Source organism: Streptomyces sp. L2 (assembly GCF_004124325.1).
GTDB lineage: Bacteria > Actinomycetota > Actinomycetes > Streptomycetales > Streptomycetaceae > Streptomyces.
Genome location: NZ_QBDT01000001.1, coordinates 251,798 through 270,022, shown reverse-complemented (window position 1 = coordinate 270,022; position 18,225 = coordinate 251,798). Strand labels below are relative to the sequence as shown.

The following is an 18,225-nucleotide window of genomic DNA, read 5'->3' as shown; positions in this document are numbered from 1 at the left end:
CGATTCTCCGCGCACGCGGGCGGTGACGGCCGCCAACAATGGGGCACGCGCTCACCATCAGGGCACCGAGCACGACGGGACACGCCCGGACACGGGCACGGTGAGTACGAGTCACGAGTCACGAGTCACGAGTCACGAGTCACGAGTCACGAGTACGGAGTACGGACACGGTGCGTCTGGCGCGCACAGGTGGATACGGCGAGTTCGAGGGGGCGGGCAGTGATCCGGGTTCTTCTGGTGCACGACGCGTGTCTGGTGCGATCGGTCCTGGCCGACTGGCTGCGGGCGGAACCCGGCCTCGACGTCGCCGACACGCCATGGCGTGCCGCGTCCGCGCGGGTACGGTCCTTATGCCCGGACGTGTGCGCGGCCGACCTGGAATGCGGTGACGGTCACGCCGCTCCGCCGCTGTCCGACCTGTGCCCGCCCGGCACCGGGGGGAGACCGCCCGCCCTCGTGGTGCTCGCGGGCGCGAGCCGGCCCGGGCTGCTGAAGCGGGCGGCCGAGGCGGGCGCGCTCGGCTTCGTCGACAAGGCCGGGTCGCCCGACCGGCTGGTGCGCGCGATCCGGCGGGTCGCGGAGGGGGAACGTTTCGTCGACCCCTCGCTGGGCTTCGGCTTCCTCAAGGCCGCGCAGATGCCGCTGACGCGCCGCGAGCTGAGCGTGCTGTCGCTGGCGGCCCAGGGTGCGTCGATCGCGGAGATCGCCGGAAGCCTGCACCTGTCCCACGGCACCGTGCGCAACTACATGGCGGCGATCACCCGCAAGACCGGTGCGCGCAACCGCGTCGACGCGATCCGCATCTCGCGGGGCGAGGGCTGGGTGTGATCACCGGGCGGGGGCGGCCGGCGCCGCCGTCCAGCCGCCGACCAGGTCCCGGTAGAGAGCCGAGGTCCGCAGGAGTTCGTCGTGCGTGCCGTAGGCGGTGCGCGGTCCGTCCAGCACGAGGACGCGCGCGGCGCGGCGGGCCGAGCTGATCCGGTGCGCGACCACGACCAGGGTGCCGCCCGGGCGCGCGGCGAAGGCCCGCTCGGCGCGCTCCTCCGCCTCGGGGTCGAGGTGGCAGGTCGCCTCGTCGAGCAGCGCCAGCGGCGCGGGGGAGAGGTACGCCCTCGTCAGCGCGATCAACTGGCGCTCACCGGCCGACAGCGCCGCCGGATCCACCCGGGCGCCAAGGCCGCCCATCGAGGCCATGTGCGGGCCGAGCCCGACGGCCTCGGCGGCGGCCAGCAGCTCGCCCTCGGGCACCGGACCCGCCCGGAACAGGCCGAGATTCTCGGCAAGCGTGCCCCCGTGCACATACGCCTCCTGCGGGATCAACACCCGCGCCCCCGCCGCCTCCGCCCCCGGCACAGCCCGCCCGAACACCCGAATCGCCCCCTCCCGCGCTTCCAGCAGGCCGGCGACGAGACCCGCGAGCGTCGACTTCCCCACCCCACTCGGCCCCACGACAGCAAGATGCCCACCCGGCGGGACAACCAGGTCAAGCCCATCGAGCACGGCCGCACTAGCCGCCCCATAGGCAAAGGTGACGCCGAAGAGCTCCAGCGCAGGAACACCCTCACCCCAAAGCCCCACGGACAACCCCGCCCCGCACACGGCAGCGCCCCGAAGGGCCGCGGGGATCTGCCCGACCAGCCCGGACGGCGCTGCAGGCGAACGAGGTCGGTTCGCGTCATCCGCAGTGGAGCGCTCCGCGGCGTCCGTCCCGGGGAGGGCAGTGCCCGGAAGGGGCGCGGGGAACTGCGCGATCGGCCCCGACGGCGCTGCGGGCGAACGAGGTCGGTTCGCGTCATCCGCAGTGGAGCGCTCCGCGGCGTCCGTCCCGGGGAGGGCAGTGCCCGGAAGGGGCGCGGGGAACTGCGCGATCGGCCCCGACGGCGCTGCGGGCGAACGAGGTCGGTTCGCGTCGTCTGCGGTGGAGGGCTCGGCGGCGTCCGCTCCGGGGAGGGCAGCGCCCGGAAGGGGCGCGGGGATCTGCGCGATCGGCCCCGACGGCGCTGCGGGCGAACGAGGGCGGCCCGCGTCGTCTGCGGTGGAGGGCTCGGCGGCGTCCGCTCCGGGGAGGGCAGTGCCCGGAAGGGGCGCGGGGAACTGCGCGACCAGCCCAGACGCTGCCGCAGGCGGACGACGGCGGATCGCGTCCGAAGCGGAGCGCCCCGCAGGCGAGGTCAGCCGACGCAGGATCACCGTCAGGCGTGAGCCACTCGTGCCCAAGCCGTGGACGAGGTTCTGCAGAGCCGGCAGCAAGGACTGCGTGACATAGGCGAGCGCGCCGACCAGGGCGCCCGGAGTGACGTCATGGCGCAGCAGCCACGGCGCCGCCGCGAGCAGCAGGACCACGGGCAGCTGGCCGCCCACAGCCAGCGCCGCCACCCGGACCACGCTCCAGCGCGCCAGCGCCCGCGCGGCCCGCACCTCCGCCTCGATCCGCCGGCCCGTACCCGCCGCCGCCCACCCCTGCGCGCCGGCCGCCGTGATGTCCCGCAACCCCGGCCCCACCGCGCCCAACTCCGCGGCCAGCGCCTCGTCGGCCACGAGGAACCGCTCCTGACGCCGGGCCAGCGGGCGCAGGGTCGCCGCGAAGAGGACGAGACCGGCCAGCACCGGGGGTACGACGACGACCAGCAGCAGCGGCGCCAGCGAGAACAGGCCGATCAGCGCACCCGCCGCGGTGAACAGGAAGGAGCGGGAGAGCATCACGAGACCGGCCAGAGTGTCCCGCGCGATCTCCACCTGCTGGGTGAGCCGGGACAGCGCCCCGCTGTCCGCCTCGCGCACCCCGCGCGCCACCACCCGCTCGACCAGCCGGTCCCGCGCGGGTTCGACCAGCGCGGCGACGACGCCGTACACCCGCCCCGTCCCGTACGCCCCCGCGCAGACGGCGAGTCCCGCGCCCGCCAGCCACAGCAGCCCGAGCCGCGCGTTCCCGGCCAGGAACCCGGCGTCCAGCGCCCGCGCCGGCGCGTACCCGGTGACGAAGGTCTGCGCCGCCTCCAGCACCGACCAGCCGCCGAGCCGCGCGACCACCCCCCAGCGTCCGCGCAGGAACCGTACGCCCTGTGCCCGCAGCTCCCTCACCCGCGCACCCACCGCTTCCCGTCCACGTCCTTCTGCACCGGCACCGCCGCCTCCCTGCCGCCCCGCACCGTCAGCCGTCCGGCTTCTCGTCCGGGCGGCCGGGGCCTGTCGTGAGGCCCCCGAACACCGCCCGGTATTCCGCGTCCCGCCACAGCTCCGCGTGCGTGCCCACCGCCCGTACGCGGCCGTCCGCCAGCCAGGCGACCCGGTCGGCACGGGAGGCCGTCGTCACGCGGTGCGCCATCAGAAGGCGGGTGGGAGACGGGGCGGACGACAGGAGGGATTCGGTGATGTGGTGCTCGGTGACCGTGTCCAGGCTGGACAGGGCGTCGTCCAGGATCAGCAGGCGGCCGCCGTGCGCGAAGGCGCGGGCGAGGCCCAGGCGCTGCGACTCTCCGCCGGAGTGGGGCGCGTCGGCGCAGCGCGTGGCATAGCCGTGGGGGAGGCGGCGGATGAACGCGTCGGCGTGGGCCCGGCGCGCGGCGGCCCGGATCGCGGACGGCTCGGGGTCGGCAAGGCCGAGGCGGAGCGTGTCCTCGATGGTCTCCCCCAGCAGAGCCGGGCGTTCGAAGGCGTAGGCGACCGCGCTCCGCAGTTCGTCGTGGGCGAGGTCCCGTAGCGGGACCCCGTCCAGGAGCACCTCGCCGGTGTCCGGGTCGGCCAGCCGGCCGGCGAGTTCGGCGAGCAGCGACTTGCCGGCGCCGGAGCGGCCGACCACGGCGAGCGTGCTGCCGCCCGGCACGGTGAGATCCACGCCGTCCAGGACGGTACGGCCGCCCCGGAGAGCCGACACACCGCGCAGTTCGAGGCGCCCCGGGCCGGGCGGCAGGTGCCGGGCGCCGTGGGCGGGGGCGGGTTCGGCCAGCACCTCGGCGAGCCTGCCGGTCGCGGCGCGGGCCCTGCTGAGCGCGGCGAGTTGTCCGACCAGCACCCCGAAGCCGCTCGCGAGGACCGCGTACCGGGAGGCGGCCAGCACGTCGCCCACCGACAGCCGGTGCCGGGCGAGGAGCAGCCCGGCCACGGCGACCACCCCCAGGTTCAGCAGCGGGGCCACGGCCACCGCCTGGGCCGCGGCCCGCCCCTGCACCCGCCACATCCGGTGCCCGGCGCGCGAGAGCGCGGGCAGCGGGGCCAGCACCCGGGCCGTCTCGCGGTCCTCGACGCCGGCCGCCCGGATCGTACGGTGGCCGCCGACCGCCTCCGCGAGAGCGGCGGCGATCCTGCCCTGCTCCCGCTGGTACTCGGCGACGCACGCCGTCGTGTCCCGGGCGAACGCCCGCAGCAGCAGCGCCAGCACGGGTGCGCCGGCGAGGAACACGAGCACCAGCCACGGGTCGAGGAGACCGAGCGCCACCACACCCCCGACCGGGCCGGCGAGTGCCGCGAGCAGCGCGGCCAGCGCACCCGGCGCCGTTCCGGCCTGCGTGGCGTTGCCCACCAGGCGAGCGACGAGGTCGCCGGCGCCGAACCGGGCCCCCGCGCGCGGGCCCACCGCGAGGACGTGCCCGGTGACCCGGCGGCGCAGCCACCCGGTGGCCCGCGCGTCGAGCGTGCCGGACACCACGTCGGTGCCCGCCTCCAGCACCGCGTGCAGCAGCACCAGGGCCGCGCAGCAGGCCACCCAGCGGGTCGCCGGCGCCTGAGCGAGCAGCCGGTCCAGGGTCCGGCCCAGCACGGCCGGCAGCAGCAGCCCGACGGCCGTGGCGCCCATGCTCATGGCACCCAGTGCGACGCAGCGCCCCGCGCCGTACCGGAGCAGCGCACGCGGCAGACCGCTCCCGGCCGGAGCCACGGCACCGGCGGGAGCCGGGCACGTGTCGGGTGAAGGGGCGCCATCGAGACGGCTGGTCATCGGCTGCGTGGCCTCACGTCGGGGTCGGAATGTTCAGGGAGAACGGCGGGTGGTCTCCGGAATGACTTCGACCGGTCCGGGGAGTGGTCCGGTCGGTTGCCGGGGCGGGCTGCTCGGTTGCCGGAGCGGGTTGGTCGGTCGCGGAAGCTGCCCGGAACGGTCGCGTGACGGGCCGGTCGCTTGCCGGGGCGGCCCGGACGGTCGCGTGACGGGCCGGTCGGATGCCGGAGCAGGCCGGTCGGTTGCGGAACGCGCCGGACCGTTCCGGGGGCGCTGGAGGGGCGGCCTCCGTCGTTGGCGGCGGTTTCGGGAATGCACGTATGGGCCCGGGAAGACTGCGGGCGGCCGGCCCGTGGGAGCGGCACCCGGCCGCGAACCGAAAGGCGGCGGGCCGAACGGATGGTTCCCGTGTCGGAGACGTGCGGTGAGACTCCGGGCGGCCCCTCCCCCGTGGGGAGAGGAGCCCGGAGCCGTGTGCCGGTCTGCCGTCAGAGGCAGAGCAGGACGCTCGCCGCCGAGACGCAGGACAGCAGGCTCACGGTGCTGGCGCCGCCGCCTCCGTTGTGCTCGTCGGACTCCAGTGCCTGCAGGTCGAGAAGTGCCATGATGTGTCCTTTCCCTTGATTCGGGGACGGGGGTTGGGTCACGGCTCCGTCAGTGCGCGGAGCCGCGTGTGTGGGCCGCCGGTGGCGGCGGGAGGAACGGCAGGTGCGTGGCGCGGTCGCCGTCGAGGGCCGACGCGAGCGCCAGCAGGCAGCCGGCCGTTCCGGTGGCGAGGTCCATGGAGAGCCGCATCATCTGGTGCCCGGGGAAGGCCAGTTGGCCCTGGTACGCCATCGCGAGCCAGCCCAGCCCCGACACCTGCTGGGCCAGCCGTTCCCGTGCGGCGCCCGGCGTGGTGGTGCGGGCGAGGTGCAGGATCAGTCCGGCGCGGCCCTGGAGGAGCCCGGGCTGTGCGTAGAAGCGGGAGGAGGCGGCGGTGACGATGCCCTCGCGGGCCCGCTCGAACTCCCCGGCGAGGTCGGGCGCGTGGGCGACGAGGTCGTCGAGGACCAGCCCGATGCCGGCGCTGCCGTCGCCGAGGTAGGGCAGCGTCCGCCAGCCCTCGTCGACCTCCAGGCCGCCGCCCGCCTTCTGGACGACGCAGACGGCCAGGTCACGGCGGAGCGCCTCGGCCGCGGCCGCGAGCAGACGGGGCTCCCCGGTCCGCTCGTACTGGCGCAGCAGGAACAGCGCCGGCCCGCTCGCGCCCCGCAGCAGCCCGGCCCGCCGCCGGGGCGTGTCCGGCACCGGTTAGGCGAGGTGGCGTACGACGATCCCGGCGGCCTCGGCGGCCCGTTCGCGCAGAGCCGGCTCGCCGGTCGTGTCCGCGAGGTGCCCGAGGACCAGGCCGAGGCCGGCGAGGCCGCCGTGCAGGTCGGGGGACAGGCGCTGCCAGTTCTCCCGCAGGATGCCGTCGACCAGGTCCAGTGCGCGCTGCCGGTGTCCGAGCCGGTCGAGGACCAGGGCGACGCCCGCGAGTCCGTCGTACAGGCCGAGCGGGGTGCCCGGCGGGGGCGAGGCGGTGTGGTCCAGCAGCCAGCGTTCGCCCTCGTCGTAGCGGGCGGCCCCGCACACCTCCAGGGCGTACAGCACACCGGCGGCGCCGTGCGCGAGGCCGAGGCCGCCGCCGTCGGAGAACTGGGCGATGTCGCCGGGGAAGAGCCGGTCGTCGCGTTCCGGGGTCGCCGAGGCGAGGATCGCCTTGACCATCGAGTCCCGGCTGTACGGCCAGTCTTCCGGCACCACCGGCGGGGCCGGTCTGCTGCGGGCCCGGTTCCCCGAGGCGTCCCGGGTGATCTCGGCGACCGCCTCGTCCAGGAAGGCGCGCGGCACGTCCGGGAACTGCCCCGCGATCACGTCCGCCAGGTGGGCGGCCTTGCCGCGGTCCACCACGAACAGCGTGGTGACCGGCAGGAACAGGGCCAGCCGCAGGCAGGCCAGCGCGTACCGGTCGACGTCCTTGCCCCGGCGGTCCGGCGGAGCGAAGAAACCGGGGTGCGCGACGGTCTGCCGGCCGTTCTCCTCGGCCGGGGCCGCCGCCTCGAAGTCGATGAGGTGCACCGACTCCTCGTCGGGGCCGACCATGATGTTGAAGACGTGCAGGTCGTTGAAGACCAGGCCGCGGTCGTGGATCGCCTCGACCGCCCGCTCCACCGCCCCGTGGATCCGCAGCGCCCACGCGGTGTACGCGGCGACGCGCTCCGGGTCCGGGTCCGGGGTGAGCAGCGGGTGCCGTTCGGCGAAGAAGGAGTTGAGCGTGCGGCCCTCCAGGTGCTCCATCACCAGGAACCGGTGGTCGCCCAGCGCGAACCAGTCCCGCACCTCCGGTACGACGCCCGTCCCGGCGGCCCGCTCCAGCGCCGCCTTCTCCCGCTCCAGCCGGGCCACCGCGTCCGCGCCGTCGGCGGCGAGCCCCGCGTGCGGCCGCCCCTCCTTGAGCACCACCCGCCGCCCGTCCCGGGTGTCCGTGCCGACGTAGACCCCGCCGCCGTTGGAGAAGTGCAGCGCCTTCTCGATGCGGTACGGCAGGTCGCCCACCGTCGTCGTGTTGCGCGCCTCCAGATGCGGGCGCAGGAACTCCGGCAGCGACACCCAGCCGGGCACCTGGAAGGTCGGTGTCCGCCGGTCCGGGACCAGGCGGCCGTCGCCGTCGCGCACCGCGAGGACCAGGGAGCCGCGCTCGTCGACGACGTAGCGGCGCGCGAAGGCGCCGTAGCGGACGTACAGCGGGCCCTCGGCCCAGCGCAGGTCGGTGAGGACGTACGGCCCCTCGAAGCCCTCCAGCAGCGCCCCGAGTTCGCACAGGACCCGGTGCAGCTGTTCCTCGTCCGCCGGGTAGACGGTGACGAACTTGCCGCTGGTGTCCCGGCCGGCGTACTTGGCGTTCCTCAGGTGCAGGAGGTGCGGGGCCGGCACGAACTTGAAGGGGATGCGGCGCGGCACGCAGTAGTCCCACACGATCCCGGCGATCCGGTCCGCGTTCGCCGCCGTCGCCGACGCGTGGACCTTCCAGCCCTGTTCGGGCCCCGGGAGCGGGGTGCCGTCCGCGCCGAGCGGGGTCATCGTCAGCCAGTCGCCGGTGCGCCCCGTGTGCCAGCCGTCCGGGACCGCGCGGCACGCCGTCGCGAACGGTGTGGGGGGCTCCTGGGCGGCCGTCGCGAGCCGGTCGGGCGTGTCGTAGAACTGCCCGTCGGCCAGCGCGTACACCTCGTACCGCTTGTCCATGCGCCTCCCTCTCCGGGGCCCGGCTCCCTCTCCGTGGCCCGGACCTGACACTTTCAGGCACCGGAGGGTCGCGGACAGTCACGACTGTCACGAGATCCCCGTGCGGAACGCACGCGTAAAGATGTGTTCGACATCTTTCGAGAGCGCCCGGCACGCTTCGAGGCCCGGTCGGCACCCTTCGGGGCGCGCGAGCACCTTTCGAGGCGCCTGCCCGGCACCTTTCGAGGCCCACCCGGCGGCAACAGCCCACGGGGACGGTCCACAGGGGCTGCGCGGGCGGCCCAGAAGCGCTGTAATGGCGACGTGGCCACTGAGGGCGCTGCGGTGCGCAGAACGAGGACGGAGCGTGCCGAAAGTGCCCTCGCCACGCTCACCTCGTCGCCCCCGTCGCCCGACCGGCTGCGCCGCGTCCTCGAACAGGCGCTGGTCTTCGCCGGCGCGGCGTTCGCCGGGGTGTACTCGCCCGGCGGCGACCCCGCGACGCTGTGCCTGGCCGAGTCGGCGGGCCTGCCCCGCACCCTGTACGGACTGCGCGACGGCTACCCGGCCGGCGGACACTCCCCGGTCGCCGCGGCCCACCGCGGCGGGCGTCCGCTCTGGCTCGGACCCGAGGAACTCGCCGACTGCCCCGAGGCCCGCCGGACCCCGTCCCCGGAGTTCAGCCTGGCCGTCCTGCCGCTCGGCGCGGCCGGCGCGGGCTGCCTGGTCGCCGTCAGCGAGGAGCCCGGCGGCTTCGGCACCGACGACCGCGTCTGCCTGGAGCTGATCGCCGGTGCCGTCGCCGTGCCCGTACCGGCCGGCCCGGCCGCCGACACCGGCGAACTGCCCGCCGACGCCTTCAGCCTGGCCATGGACACCGGCCGGGTCGAGGTCGGCGACACGATCCTGCGGCTCTTCGGCATCGGCCGCGAGGCGTTCGACGGCCGGGTGGAGACCCTGCTCGCCCTGACCGTGCCCGAGGACCTGCCCGCCCTGATGTCGGTCGTCGAGGCCGACCACATGTCCATCGGCGACCGCGAACTGGAGTTCCGCGTCCTGCAGCCCGCCGGCCCGCCCGCCTGGCTGCGGCTGCGCGGCCGGCTGCTGCCCGGCGGCGAGGGCCGGCCGGCCCGGCTCGTCGGCACCGTCGCGGACGCCACCAAGCTGCGCTCCGACGTCACCGACGTGGCCCGCGTGCAGCGCCTCGCCGCCGCCCTCGCCACCGCCGGCACCGTCAAGGACGTCGGCAAGGCCGTCGTGGCCGCCCTGCGCAAACCCCTGCAGGCCGACCGGATCGCGCTCGCCGAACTGGAGAACGACCGCCTCGTCGTCACCGTCCTGGACCCGCCCGACCCCGAGTCCTGGCCCGAGCTGTGGCGCAGCGAGTGGCGCACCGAGTGGCCCGACGCGCCGGTGCGCGCCATGCCCACCCTGGCTGCCGCCCTGCGCGAGGGCCGCGCCCGGATCTGGCCCGCCGACAGCCCCCTGGAACCGGCGCTCGCCGAGGTCGGCCCCGGCGGTCTCGCCGTGCTGCCGCTGCCCGCCGGCGGCCGCATGGCCGGCGCCTGCCTCATCGGCTGGGACAGCCCGCACGACTTCGGTCCCGACGAGCGCGCCCTGCTCACCGCCTGCGCCGGTCTGGCCGGCCAGGCCCTGCTGCGCGCCCACGCCTTCGACGCCGAGCACGAACTCGTCGGCATGCTCCAGCGCACCCTGCTGCCCCGCCGGCTGCCCCGGCTGCCCGGCGCGGTCGCCGTCGCCCGGTACCTGCCCACCACCGCCGGACTGGAGGTCGGCGGCGACTGGTACGACGTCATCCCGCTGAACGACAACCACGTCGCGTTCGTCATCGGCGACGTCCAGGGCCACAATGCGGGCGCCGCCACCCTCATGGGCCAGATGCGGACCGCGCTGCGCGCCTACGCCGCCGAGGGTCACGCCCCCGACGTGGTCGTCGCGCACGCCAACCGGCTGCTGCTGGACATGGAGACCGACCTCTTCGCCACCTGCGCCTACGTCGACGTCGACATGGAGGAGGGCACCGCCTGGTGCGTCCGCGCCGGGCACGTGCCGCCGGTGCTGCGCCAGCCGGACGGCACCACCGAGATCGCGCACGCGGAGGGCGGCCCGCCGCTCGGCGTGCTCGGCCAGGCCGAGTTCCCGATGACCCCGCTCAGGCTGCGGCCCGGCACGATCCTCGCGCTCACCACGGACGGTCTCGTGGAGTCCGCGGACACTGATATCGACGTGGGCCTCGACCGCCTCGCCCGCGAGCTGGCCCGCGCCGACCCCGGCCACCTCGGCCTGGTCGCCGACGCGCTGCTCACCGGCGCCCACCGCGAGGACGACGTCGCCCTGCTGCTCATGCGCTACGACGGCATGGCCGTACGGCCGCTGCGCGAGAGCTGGACCGTGTGGCGGGTCCCGGAGGCGGTCCGGCACGCCCGCCGCTTCACCCGCCGCACCCTGCGCACCTGGGGCGTGGCCCGGGACTGTGTCGACGCGGCGCTGCTGGTCGTCTCCGAACTGGTCACCAACGCCCTCGTGCACACCGAGGGCCCGGTCCGGCTCGACCTGAGCCTGGTCAACCACCGGCTGCGGCTCGCCGTCGCCGACTCCTCGCCCCGCAGCCCGGTCAAGCCCACCAGCATCGGCTGGGAGGCCACCGGCGGGCGCGGCATCCTCCTGGTGGAGGCCATGTCGGCGGCCTGGGGCACCGTCCCGGTCAGCGGCGGCAAACAGGTCTGGGCGGACCTGGTGCCGGGCGCCTGACGGGGCGGCCCGGCGCTGTGGAGGTGACGGTCGGGGGTCTGGGCGGACCTGGTGCCGGGCGGCTGACGGGGCGGCGCGGCGTTGTGGAGGTGACGGTCGGCGGTCGGGCCGGGGTAGGTGCCGGGCGGCTGAGGGGCGGCGCGGCGTTGTGGAGGTGACGGTCGGCGGTCGGGCCCGGTTGGGTACCGGGCGGCTGACGGGGCGGCCCGCGGCGGATCTTCGGCGGCGACGGGCCGTCACGGCCCGGCTCTCCGAGGCGACGGCTCCCGGCGCGGTTCTCCGACGGCGAGGGCTCTCGGCCCGGTTTCCTTGCCGGTGACCGGTCTTCCCGGCCCGGCTTCCTGCCGGTGACCCGCCCTCTCGGCCCGCGCCTCTGACGCTGAGCCGCCGGCCCGGTACCCGAGGCTGACCGCCACTCGGGTGCGCCGGAGCGCGGACGCGGCAGGTCGGAGGGGTGCGGGCGCCCCGCGTGCCTAGGGTCGGTGGGCGTGGCACACACCTTCGAGGAACTGGTGCAGAAGCAGCGCGCGGCCGAGGCGGCCCATCGCACGGTCGACGACCTGCGCGACACCTACGGCCCCCCGGCGGAGCAGCGGATCGGCGCCCAGTCGGGCACCTACGAGACGGCCCTGCGCGCCTGGCGGGACCTGGCCCGTGACGTGCAGACCGCCGTGAGCGAGTACGCCAGGGACACGGGCCGCCCCCGCCACGACGTGGAGGCCGAGGTGGAACGCGCGGCGGCCGACCAGGACTGAACGCCCACGCACGCTGCCCGCCATCGGGGTGAGCCGCGGGCATCCGGTGCGGACCGCCGGGTACCCGACGGCCATGGACAGTGCCATGTTTGCAGCAGCCACGGGTGGTCAGGTGTTCGGCTACGTGCTCATCCTGATCGCCGGTGTCGCCGTCGTCGTCGCCCTGGTGTGGGCCGTCCGCCTGGGCATGAAGGTGCGCGAGCGGGAACCCTCGCCGCCCCGGCCGCACGAGCAGCCCCGGCCGCCGGCCTCCGGGCCGGTGCACGAGACCAGCGAGGTCCGCGAGCCCGACGCGGTGCCCCGGGCCGCCGACGAGAGCGAACGCCTCACCCCGCACGAACTGAACGCGGCCGGCAGCAGGCGCGCCGACGACCAGCGGCGCCGCCGGTGGTCCCCCGGCTCCAGCGGCTCCTTCGGCAGCGGCGGCAGCGGCCGTACCTGAGCCGGCGCCCGAACCGGCGCCCGCTCGCCCGGGTTTGCGCCCCCGGCGCGCGGGGACCCGTTCGGCACACACCGCGCACGGGCCGGCCCCGGATCCCGCGGGATCGGCGGGTCGCCCCCTCAGGCAGAAGGAAGTTGAAGGGCCGTGACCGCGCACACCACTGAGAAACCGGCAGTTACGCATCCCGAGACCGGCTGGTCCAAGGCGCACCGGCGCGACAAGGGCCCGCGCACCTGCCTCCCCGCCATCGCCGACCGCACCGCGCCGCCGGACGGCTGCACGGACCGGGACGGCAACATCGTGCGGGGCGAGGACTGAGGCGGCCACGAGCCCGTGACGGCCCTTGTCCCGCGGCACACCTTCGGGTGTGCCGCGGGACAAGGGCCGTCCGCTGCTCAGGCGTGCGTCTTGGCCAGGAGTTCGAGGATCTCCGCGGTGCTGCCGGACTCGCCGAGCCGCGGGAAGATCCGCTCGACGGCGTGGGCGTGCGAGACCGGGTCGGAGTCGGTGACGGCGTCGGTCGCGACGGTGACGTTGTATCCGTGCTCGTAGGCGGCGCGGGCCGTGGACTCCACGCCGATGCTGGTCGAAATGCCGGTCAGCACGATCTGGGTGACGCCCCGGCGGCGGAGCTGCACGTCGAGGCCGGTGCCGTGGAAGGCGCCCCAGTTGCGCTTGGTGACCAGGATGTCCCCCGGGTGCCCGGACAGCTCGTCCACGACGACGTCCCAGCCCTCCGGGAACGCGCGCGCCGGTCCCTGGCGCTCGGTGCGGCCGGGCAGCGCGTCCGAGCCGTCGGCGGCGAAGGAGACCCGTACCAAGACCACGGGCAGGTCCCGGGCGCGGAACGCGGCGGCGAGTTCGGCCGTGCGGGCCACCACGTCCGATGCGGCGTGCGGCTGCGTGGGCATGCCGACGATGCCCTGCTGGAGGTCGATCACGACAAGCGCGGTACGCGGGTCGAGGGTGCTGACGGACATATGTCGTTCAGGCCTTTCGAGGGGGTGAACGGACCGGGTACCGGTCCGGGGGGAAGCGCGCCGGCGCGGGGCGGCGCCGGCGGACGGGATCAGAGCCGGGGCAGCCGGCGAGGCACACGGGCCGGGGCCGGACACCTCTCCGGCGTCACAAGACGCGAGGGCTGTGCCCCACGGTGTGGGGAGACCGGGATGGGCGTGCTTCGGCTGCACGGCGGCGGGCGGGCATGAGACCCGGCGTGAGCGTTCGCGACCCGTGTGGGCGGTCGCCGGGACGCCGGCGGGGCCGGGCGCGTGCTGCCCAGGCCGCCCGGGCCGCCGGGGCCGAGGCCGTCGTACGGCAGGGCCGGCGAGTCACGGGCGGGACAGCCGGTCCATCAGGGCCAGCGCCGCGAGGACCGTCTCCCGCTCCTGCTCGCTGTAGCGGTCCTGGAAGGCGCGGGCCAGCCACTCCTCGCGCACCTGCCGGTTGCCCTCGATCCGGGCCCGGCCCGTCTCGGTGAGCGTGACCAGCTGACGGCGCCCGTCCTCCGGGTCGGGGGCGCGGCGGATCAGACCGTGCTGGTCCAGGGCGGCCAGGGTGGTGGCCATCGACTGCGGCCGGACGCCCTCCGCCGCGGCGAGCGCGCTGGCCGTGGCGGCGCCGTGCTTGCCGACGAGCGTGAGCGCCGACTCCTGCGAGGGGGAGAGGTCGGTGTCCTGCGCCACCTCCCGGATGCGGCGCCGCAGCCGGCTGAACACCACGCGCAGGTCACGCGCGGCCCGCGCCGCCGAGTCGGAGATCTCGTCCATGCCCGCCACCCTAGGACCGGCAGGAGAAACTGTCCAGCTCAAACTGTTCAGTTCAGCCTGCCTAAGAGGGATGGGTGCGGTCGGGTGGAATTCCCGGCGGGCCGTTGCACAGGACAAGAGCGGGGTACCCGCTGGTCCTGGATGAGCCGGTACGCCAGCGATCACAGGGAGCGCAGATGACCCTTCCGGACTTGTCGGGCCTTGAGGCGGCGCTGCGCGCCGAAGTGGACGGCGAGGTCCGCTTCGACGCGGGCACACGCGGCGCCTACGTCACCGACGGATCCAACTACCGGCAGGTACCCATCGGCGTGGTCGTGCCCCGCACCGTGGAGGCCGGCGCCCGCGCCGTCTCCGTGTGCGCCCGCTTCGGCGCCCCCGTCCTGTCCCGCGGCGGCGGCACCAGCCTCGCCGGGCAGACGACCAACACGGCCGTCGTCATCGACTGGACCAAGTACTGCCACCAGCTGATCTCCGTCGACCCCGACCGGCGCGTCTGCGTGGTGGAACCCGGCATCGTCCTGGACGAACTCAACCGGCGACTCGCCGATCACAAACTGCAGTTCGGGCCCAAGCCCTCCACTCACAGCCACTGCGCCCTCGGCGGCATGATCGGCAACAACTCCTGCGGCTCCTCCGCCCAGGCGTACGGCAAGACCGTCGACAGCGTGCGCCGCCTGGAGATCCTCACCTACGACGGCACCCGCGCCTGGGTCGGCCCGGCCTCCGCCGCGGAACGCGCCCGCATCGCCGACGAGGGCGGCCCGCTCGCCCGGATCTACGCGGGCCTCGACCGCATCGCCGAGGAGTACCTCGCCGACATCCGGCGCGGCTATCCGAAGATCCCGCGCCGCGTCTCCGGCTACAACCTCGACTCCCTGCTGCCCGAGAACGGCTTCGACGTGGCCAAGGCCCTGGTCGGCAGCGAGGGCACCCTGGTCACCGTGCTGCGCGCCGAACTCGACCTCGTACCGGTACCGGCACACCAGTCGCTGCTCGTCCTCGGCTACGACGACATCTGCGCCGCCGGCGACGACGTCTCCGTCCTGCTGGAGCACTGCTCACCCACCCAACTGGAGGCCCTCGACGGGCGCATGGCCCAGCTGATGCGCGAGGAGGGCGCCTACCTGGACTCCCTGGAGGTGCTGCCCGAGGGCGACAGCTGGCTGATGGTGCAGTTCTCCGGCGACACCCAGGACGAGGTCGACGAACAGGCCCACGCGCTGCTGCGCGCACTCGGCCGCAGCGAGAAGGACGACCGGGTCGCCTTCTCCGACGACCCCGACCGCGAGCAGGAGATGCTGAAGGCCCGCGAGGCCGGCCTCGGCGTCACCGCCCGGCCGCCGGACGACCGGGAGACCTGGGAGGGCTGGGAGGACTCCGCGGTCCCGCCGGAGCGGCTCGGCGACTATCTCCGCGACCTCAAGGGCCTGTTCGAGGAGTTCGACTACGACCACCCCTCCCTGTACGGCCACTTCGGCCAGGGCTGCGTCCACACCCGTATCCCCTTCGGGCTCAAGACGGCCGAGGGCGTCGCCGACTTCCGCCGCTTCGTGGAACGCGCCGCCGACCTCGTCGCCTCCTACGGCGGCTCCCTCTCCGGCGAGCACGGCGACGGACAGTCCCGCGGCGAACTGCTCGTCCGGATGTTCGGCGAACGCCTGGTGACCGCGTTCGGCGAGCTGAAGGAGCTGTTCGACCCCGGCAACCGGATGAACCCCGGCAAGATCGTGGACCCCAACCCGGTCGACGGACAGCTCCGCCTCGGCCCCGCCTGGCGCCCGAACACCTCCGACACCCACTTCGACTTCCCGGAGGACGAGCACTCCTTCAACCGCGCGGTGATGCGCTGCGTCGGCATCGGCAACTGCCGCGGCCACTCCGGTGGCGTGATGTGCCCGTCGTACCGGGCCACGATGGAGGAGGAGCACTCCACCCGGGGCCGGGCCCGGCTGCTGTTCGAGATGCTCGACGGCCACGCCGACTCCGCGATCAAGGACGGCTGGCGCTCCACCGAGGTGCGCGACGCCCTCGACCTGTGCCTGGCCTGCAAGGGCTGCAAGTCGGACTGCCCCACCGGTGTCGACATGGCGACTCTCAAGGCGGAGTTCATGGCCCACCACTACGAGGGCCGCGTCCGTCCGGCGTCCCACTACTCCCTGGGCTGGCTCCCGGTCCTCGCCCGGCTGTCCCGCGTCGCCCCGTCCCTGGTCAACGCCGCGCTCCACGCGCCCGGCGTGTCCGGCGCCGGAAAACGCCTGGCCGGCGTCGACGGGGCCCGCTCCGCACCGGTGTTCGCCAAGCAGTCCTTCCAGCAGTGGTGGCAGGCCCGCGGGAAGGAGGAGCCCGACCCGGCCGACCCGCGCACCGTCGTCGTATGGCCCGACACCTTCACCACCTACTTCCACCCCTCCATCGCCATCTCCGCGGTCCGGGTTTTGGAGGACGCCGGCTTCCAGGTCGCCGTACCCACCGAGCCGGTCTGCTGCGGCCTGACCTGGATCTCCACCGGGCAACTGAGCGTCGCGCGGAAGGTGTTGCGCCGCACCCTCGACGTGCTGCGCCCCTACCTGGACGCCGGCACCCCGGTCATCGGCCTCGAACCCTCCTGCACCGCCGTGTTCCGCTCCGACGCGCCCGAGCTGATGCCCGCCGACCAGGACGTGCAGCGGCTGGCCGGGCAGGTCCGCACCTTCGCCGAACAGCTCGTGCACCACGCCGCCGAGGACTGGCAGCCGCCCCGCGTGGCCCGGCAGGCGACCGTGCAGACCCACTGCCACCAGCACGCCATCATGAAGTTCGACGCCGACCGCGAACTGATGCGCCGGGCCCACCTGGACGCCGACGTCCTCGACGAGGGCTGCTGCGGGCTCGCCGGCAACTTCGGCTTCGAACGCGGCCACCACGAGGTCTCCATGGCCGTCGCCGAACAAGGCGTGCTGCCCGCCGTGCGCGGGGCCGCCCCGGACAGCGTCGTCCTCGCCGACGGCTTCAGCTGCCGCACCCAGATCGAGGAGGGCGGCACCGGTCGCCGCGCCCTGCACCTCGCCGAGGTCCTCGCCCTCGGGCTCGACGGCAACCTCCCCAGCAGCATGCCCGAACGCCTCGCCGTCCGCCCGGACCGTCCCTCCCGCACCGCCCGCTGGGCCACGACCGCCTCCGCCGCCCTCGCCGCCGCGGCCGGGACCGGCGCGGCCCTGCGGCTGCGGAGGAACCGATGAGGAACCGATGAGCCCCGGGACACCCCCGGACACCCGCCACCGCACCCGCGCCGCCCAGGCCGCCGAAAGGAACTGACATGCCTCCCACCGTCGTCATCACCGGAGCCAGCGCCGGGATCGGTCGCGCCACCGCCCGCCTGTTCGCCCGGCGCGGCGCCGACGTCGTCCTGGTCGCGCGCGGCAAGGGCGGCCTGGAGGAAGCGGCCGACGAGGTCGCCGTCCTCGGCGGACGCCCCCTCGTACAGGCCGCCGACGTCGCCGACCCCGACCAGGTGGAGGCCGTCGCGGGGGCCGCCGAGCAGGCGTTCGGACCGATCGACGTCTGGATCAACTGCGCGTTCGCCAGCGTCTTCGCACCCTTCGACGAGATCACCGCCGAGGAGTACAAGCGCATCACCGACGTCACCTACCTCGGCTTCGTCAACGGCACCCGCACCGCCCTGAAGCGCATGCTGCCCCGCGACCGCGGCACCGTCGTACAGGTGGGCTCCGCGCTCGGCGAGCGGTCCATCCCGCTGCAGTCCGCGTACTGCGGCGCCAAACACGCCATCAACGGGTTCACGTCCTCCCTGCGCGTCGAACTCCTGCACCGCGGCAGCAACGTCCACGTCACCGTCGCCCAGATGCCCGCCGTCAACACGCCCCAGTTCGAATGGGTCCGCTCGAAGCTGTCCAAGCACCCGATGCCGGTCCCGCCGATCTACCAGCCGGAGGTCGCCGCCCGCGGCGTCGCCTACGCGGCCGACCACCCCACGCGCAAGCAGTACTACATCGGCGCCACCACCGTGGCCACGACCTGGGCCAACCGGTTCGCCCCGGCCCTGCTCGACCGCTACCTGGCCCGCACCGGCTTCGACTCCCAGCAGACCGACAGCATCCCGCCGGCCGGCCTGGACAACCTCTTCGAACCGGCCGACCGGACAGCCGCCGACGACCAGGGCGCCCACGGCTCCTTCGACGACAGCGCCCACTCGCGGTCCTGGCAGGAGACCTTCGTACGACACCCCGCCGCCACCGCCGTCGGCGCGGGCGCCGTACTCGCCGGCGCGGTCACCGGCATCCGCCGCCTGACCTCATGACTCCCTGGGGT

General features: G+C 74.9%; 12 protein-coding genes and 1 pseudogene. 7 read left to right on the top strand and 6 right to left on the bottom strand.

Annotated elements, in window-relative coordinates; all coding sequences use genetic code 11:
- Positions 1-219 precede the first annotated feature (219 nt).
- A complete protein-coding gene (locus DBP14_RS01150; protein WP_129305184.1) occupies positions 220-828 on the top strand; it encodes a response regulator transcription factor in 609 nt (202 codons plus the stop codon).
- Here DBP14_RS01150 and DBP14_RS01145 read toward each other — a convergent pair whose 3' ends face one another.
- The 4 genes and pseudogenes from DBP14_RS01145 to lanKC all read right to left on the bottom strand — a co-directional run bounded on the left by DBP14_RS01145 (position 829) and on the right by lanKC (position 8,200).
- Positions 829-3,081 (bottom strand): ATP-binding cassette domain-containing protein, encoded by a 2,253-nt coding sequence (locus tag DBP14_RS01145; protein ID WP_347239630.1) that lies wholly within the window; start codon positions 3,079-3,081, stop codon positions 829-831. It abuts the gene before it with no gap.
- Positions 3,082-3,151: 70 nt separating this feature from the next.
- Positions 3,152-4,798: an ABC transporter ATP-binding protein gene (locus tag DBP14_RS01140; protein ID WP_241740757.1), complete on the bottom strand. Its 1,647-nt coding sequence runs from the start codon at positions 4,796-4,798 to the stop codon at positions 3,152-3,154.
- A gap of 623 nt (positions 4,799-5,421) precedes the next feature.
- Positions 5,422-5,538 (bottom strand): SapB/AmfS family lanthipeptide, encoded by a 117-nt coding sequence (locus DBP14_RS01135; protein WP_129305182.1) that lies wholly within the window; start codon positions 5,536-5,538, stop codon positions 5,422-5,424.
- A 49-nt stretch (positions 5,539-5,587) separates the two neighbouring features.
- A pseudogene (lanKC, locus tag DBP14_RS01130) lies at positions 5,588-8,200 on the bottom strand (class III lanthionine synthetase LanKC).
- Positions 8,201-8,503: 303 nt separating this feature from the next.
- On the opposite strand from lanKC, the gene DBP14_RS01125 reads away from it, so the two are divergent.
- The 4 genes from DBP14_RS01125 (at position 8,504) to DBP14_RS35905 (ending at position 12,466) form a co-directional block, all read left to right on the top strand.
- Positions 8,504-10,951, top strand: coding sequence for a SpoIIE family protein phosphatase (locus tag DBP14_RS01125; RefSeq protein ID WP_129305181.1), 2,448 nt, complete (start codon positions 8,504-8,506; stop codon positions 10,949-10,951).
- A 488-nt stretch (positions 10,952-11,439) separates the two neighbouring features.
- A complete protein-coding gene (locus DBP14_RS01120; protein ID WP_129305180.1) occupies positions 11,440-11,706 on the top strand; it encodes a hypothetical protein in 267 nt (88 codons plus the stop codon).
- Between the two features lie 85 nt (positions 11,707-11,791).
- Positions 11,792-12,148, top strand: coding sequence for a DUF6479 family protein (locus tag DBP14_RS01115; protein WP_129305179.1), 357 nt, complete (start codon positions 11,792-11,794; stop codon positions 12,146-12,148).
- Between the two features lie 144 nt (positions 12,149-12,292).
- Positions 12,293-12,466 (top strand): hypothetical protein, encoded by a 174-nt coding sequence (locus DBP14_RS35905; protein WP_164992227.1) that lies wholly within the window; start codon positions 12,293-12,295, stop codon positions 12,464-12,466.
- A 77-nt stretch (positions 12,467-12,543) separates the two neighbouring features.
- On the opposite strand, the gene DBP14_RS01110 is transcribed toward DBP14_RS35905, so the two are convergent.
- Complete coding sequence (locus tag DBP14_RS01110; protein WP_129305178.1) at positions 12,544-13,128, bottom strand: hydrolase; 585 nt, start codon at positions 13,126-13,128, stop codon at positions 12,544-12,546.
- Between the two features lie 351 nt (positions 13,129-13,479).
- Positions 13,480-13,917 (bottom strand): MarR family transcriptional regulator, encoded by a 438-nt coding sequence (locus DBP14_RS01105; RefSeq protein WP_129305177.1) that lies wholly within the window; start codon positions 13,915-13,917, stop codon positions 13,480-13,482.
- Positions 13,918-14,093: 176 nt separating this feature from the next.
- Between DBP14_RS01105 and DBP14_RS01100 the strand changes: the two genes are divergently transcribed.
- Positions 14,094-17,135 (top strand): FAD-binding and (Fe-S)-binding domain-containing protein, encoded by a 3,042-nt coding sequence (locus DBP14_RS01100; RefSeq protein WP_129305176.1) that lies wholly within the window; start codon positions 14,094-14,096, stop codon positions 17,133-17,135.
- Between the two features lie 77 nt (positions 17,136-17,212).
- Positions 17,213-18,214: an SDR family oxidoreductase gene (locus DBP14_RS01095; protein WP_129305175.1), complete on the top strand. Its 1,002-nt coding sequence runs from the start codon at positions 17,213-17,215 to the stop codon at positions 18,212-18,214.
- The last annotated feature ends 11 nt before the right edge of the window (positions 18,215-18,225 follow it).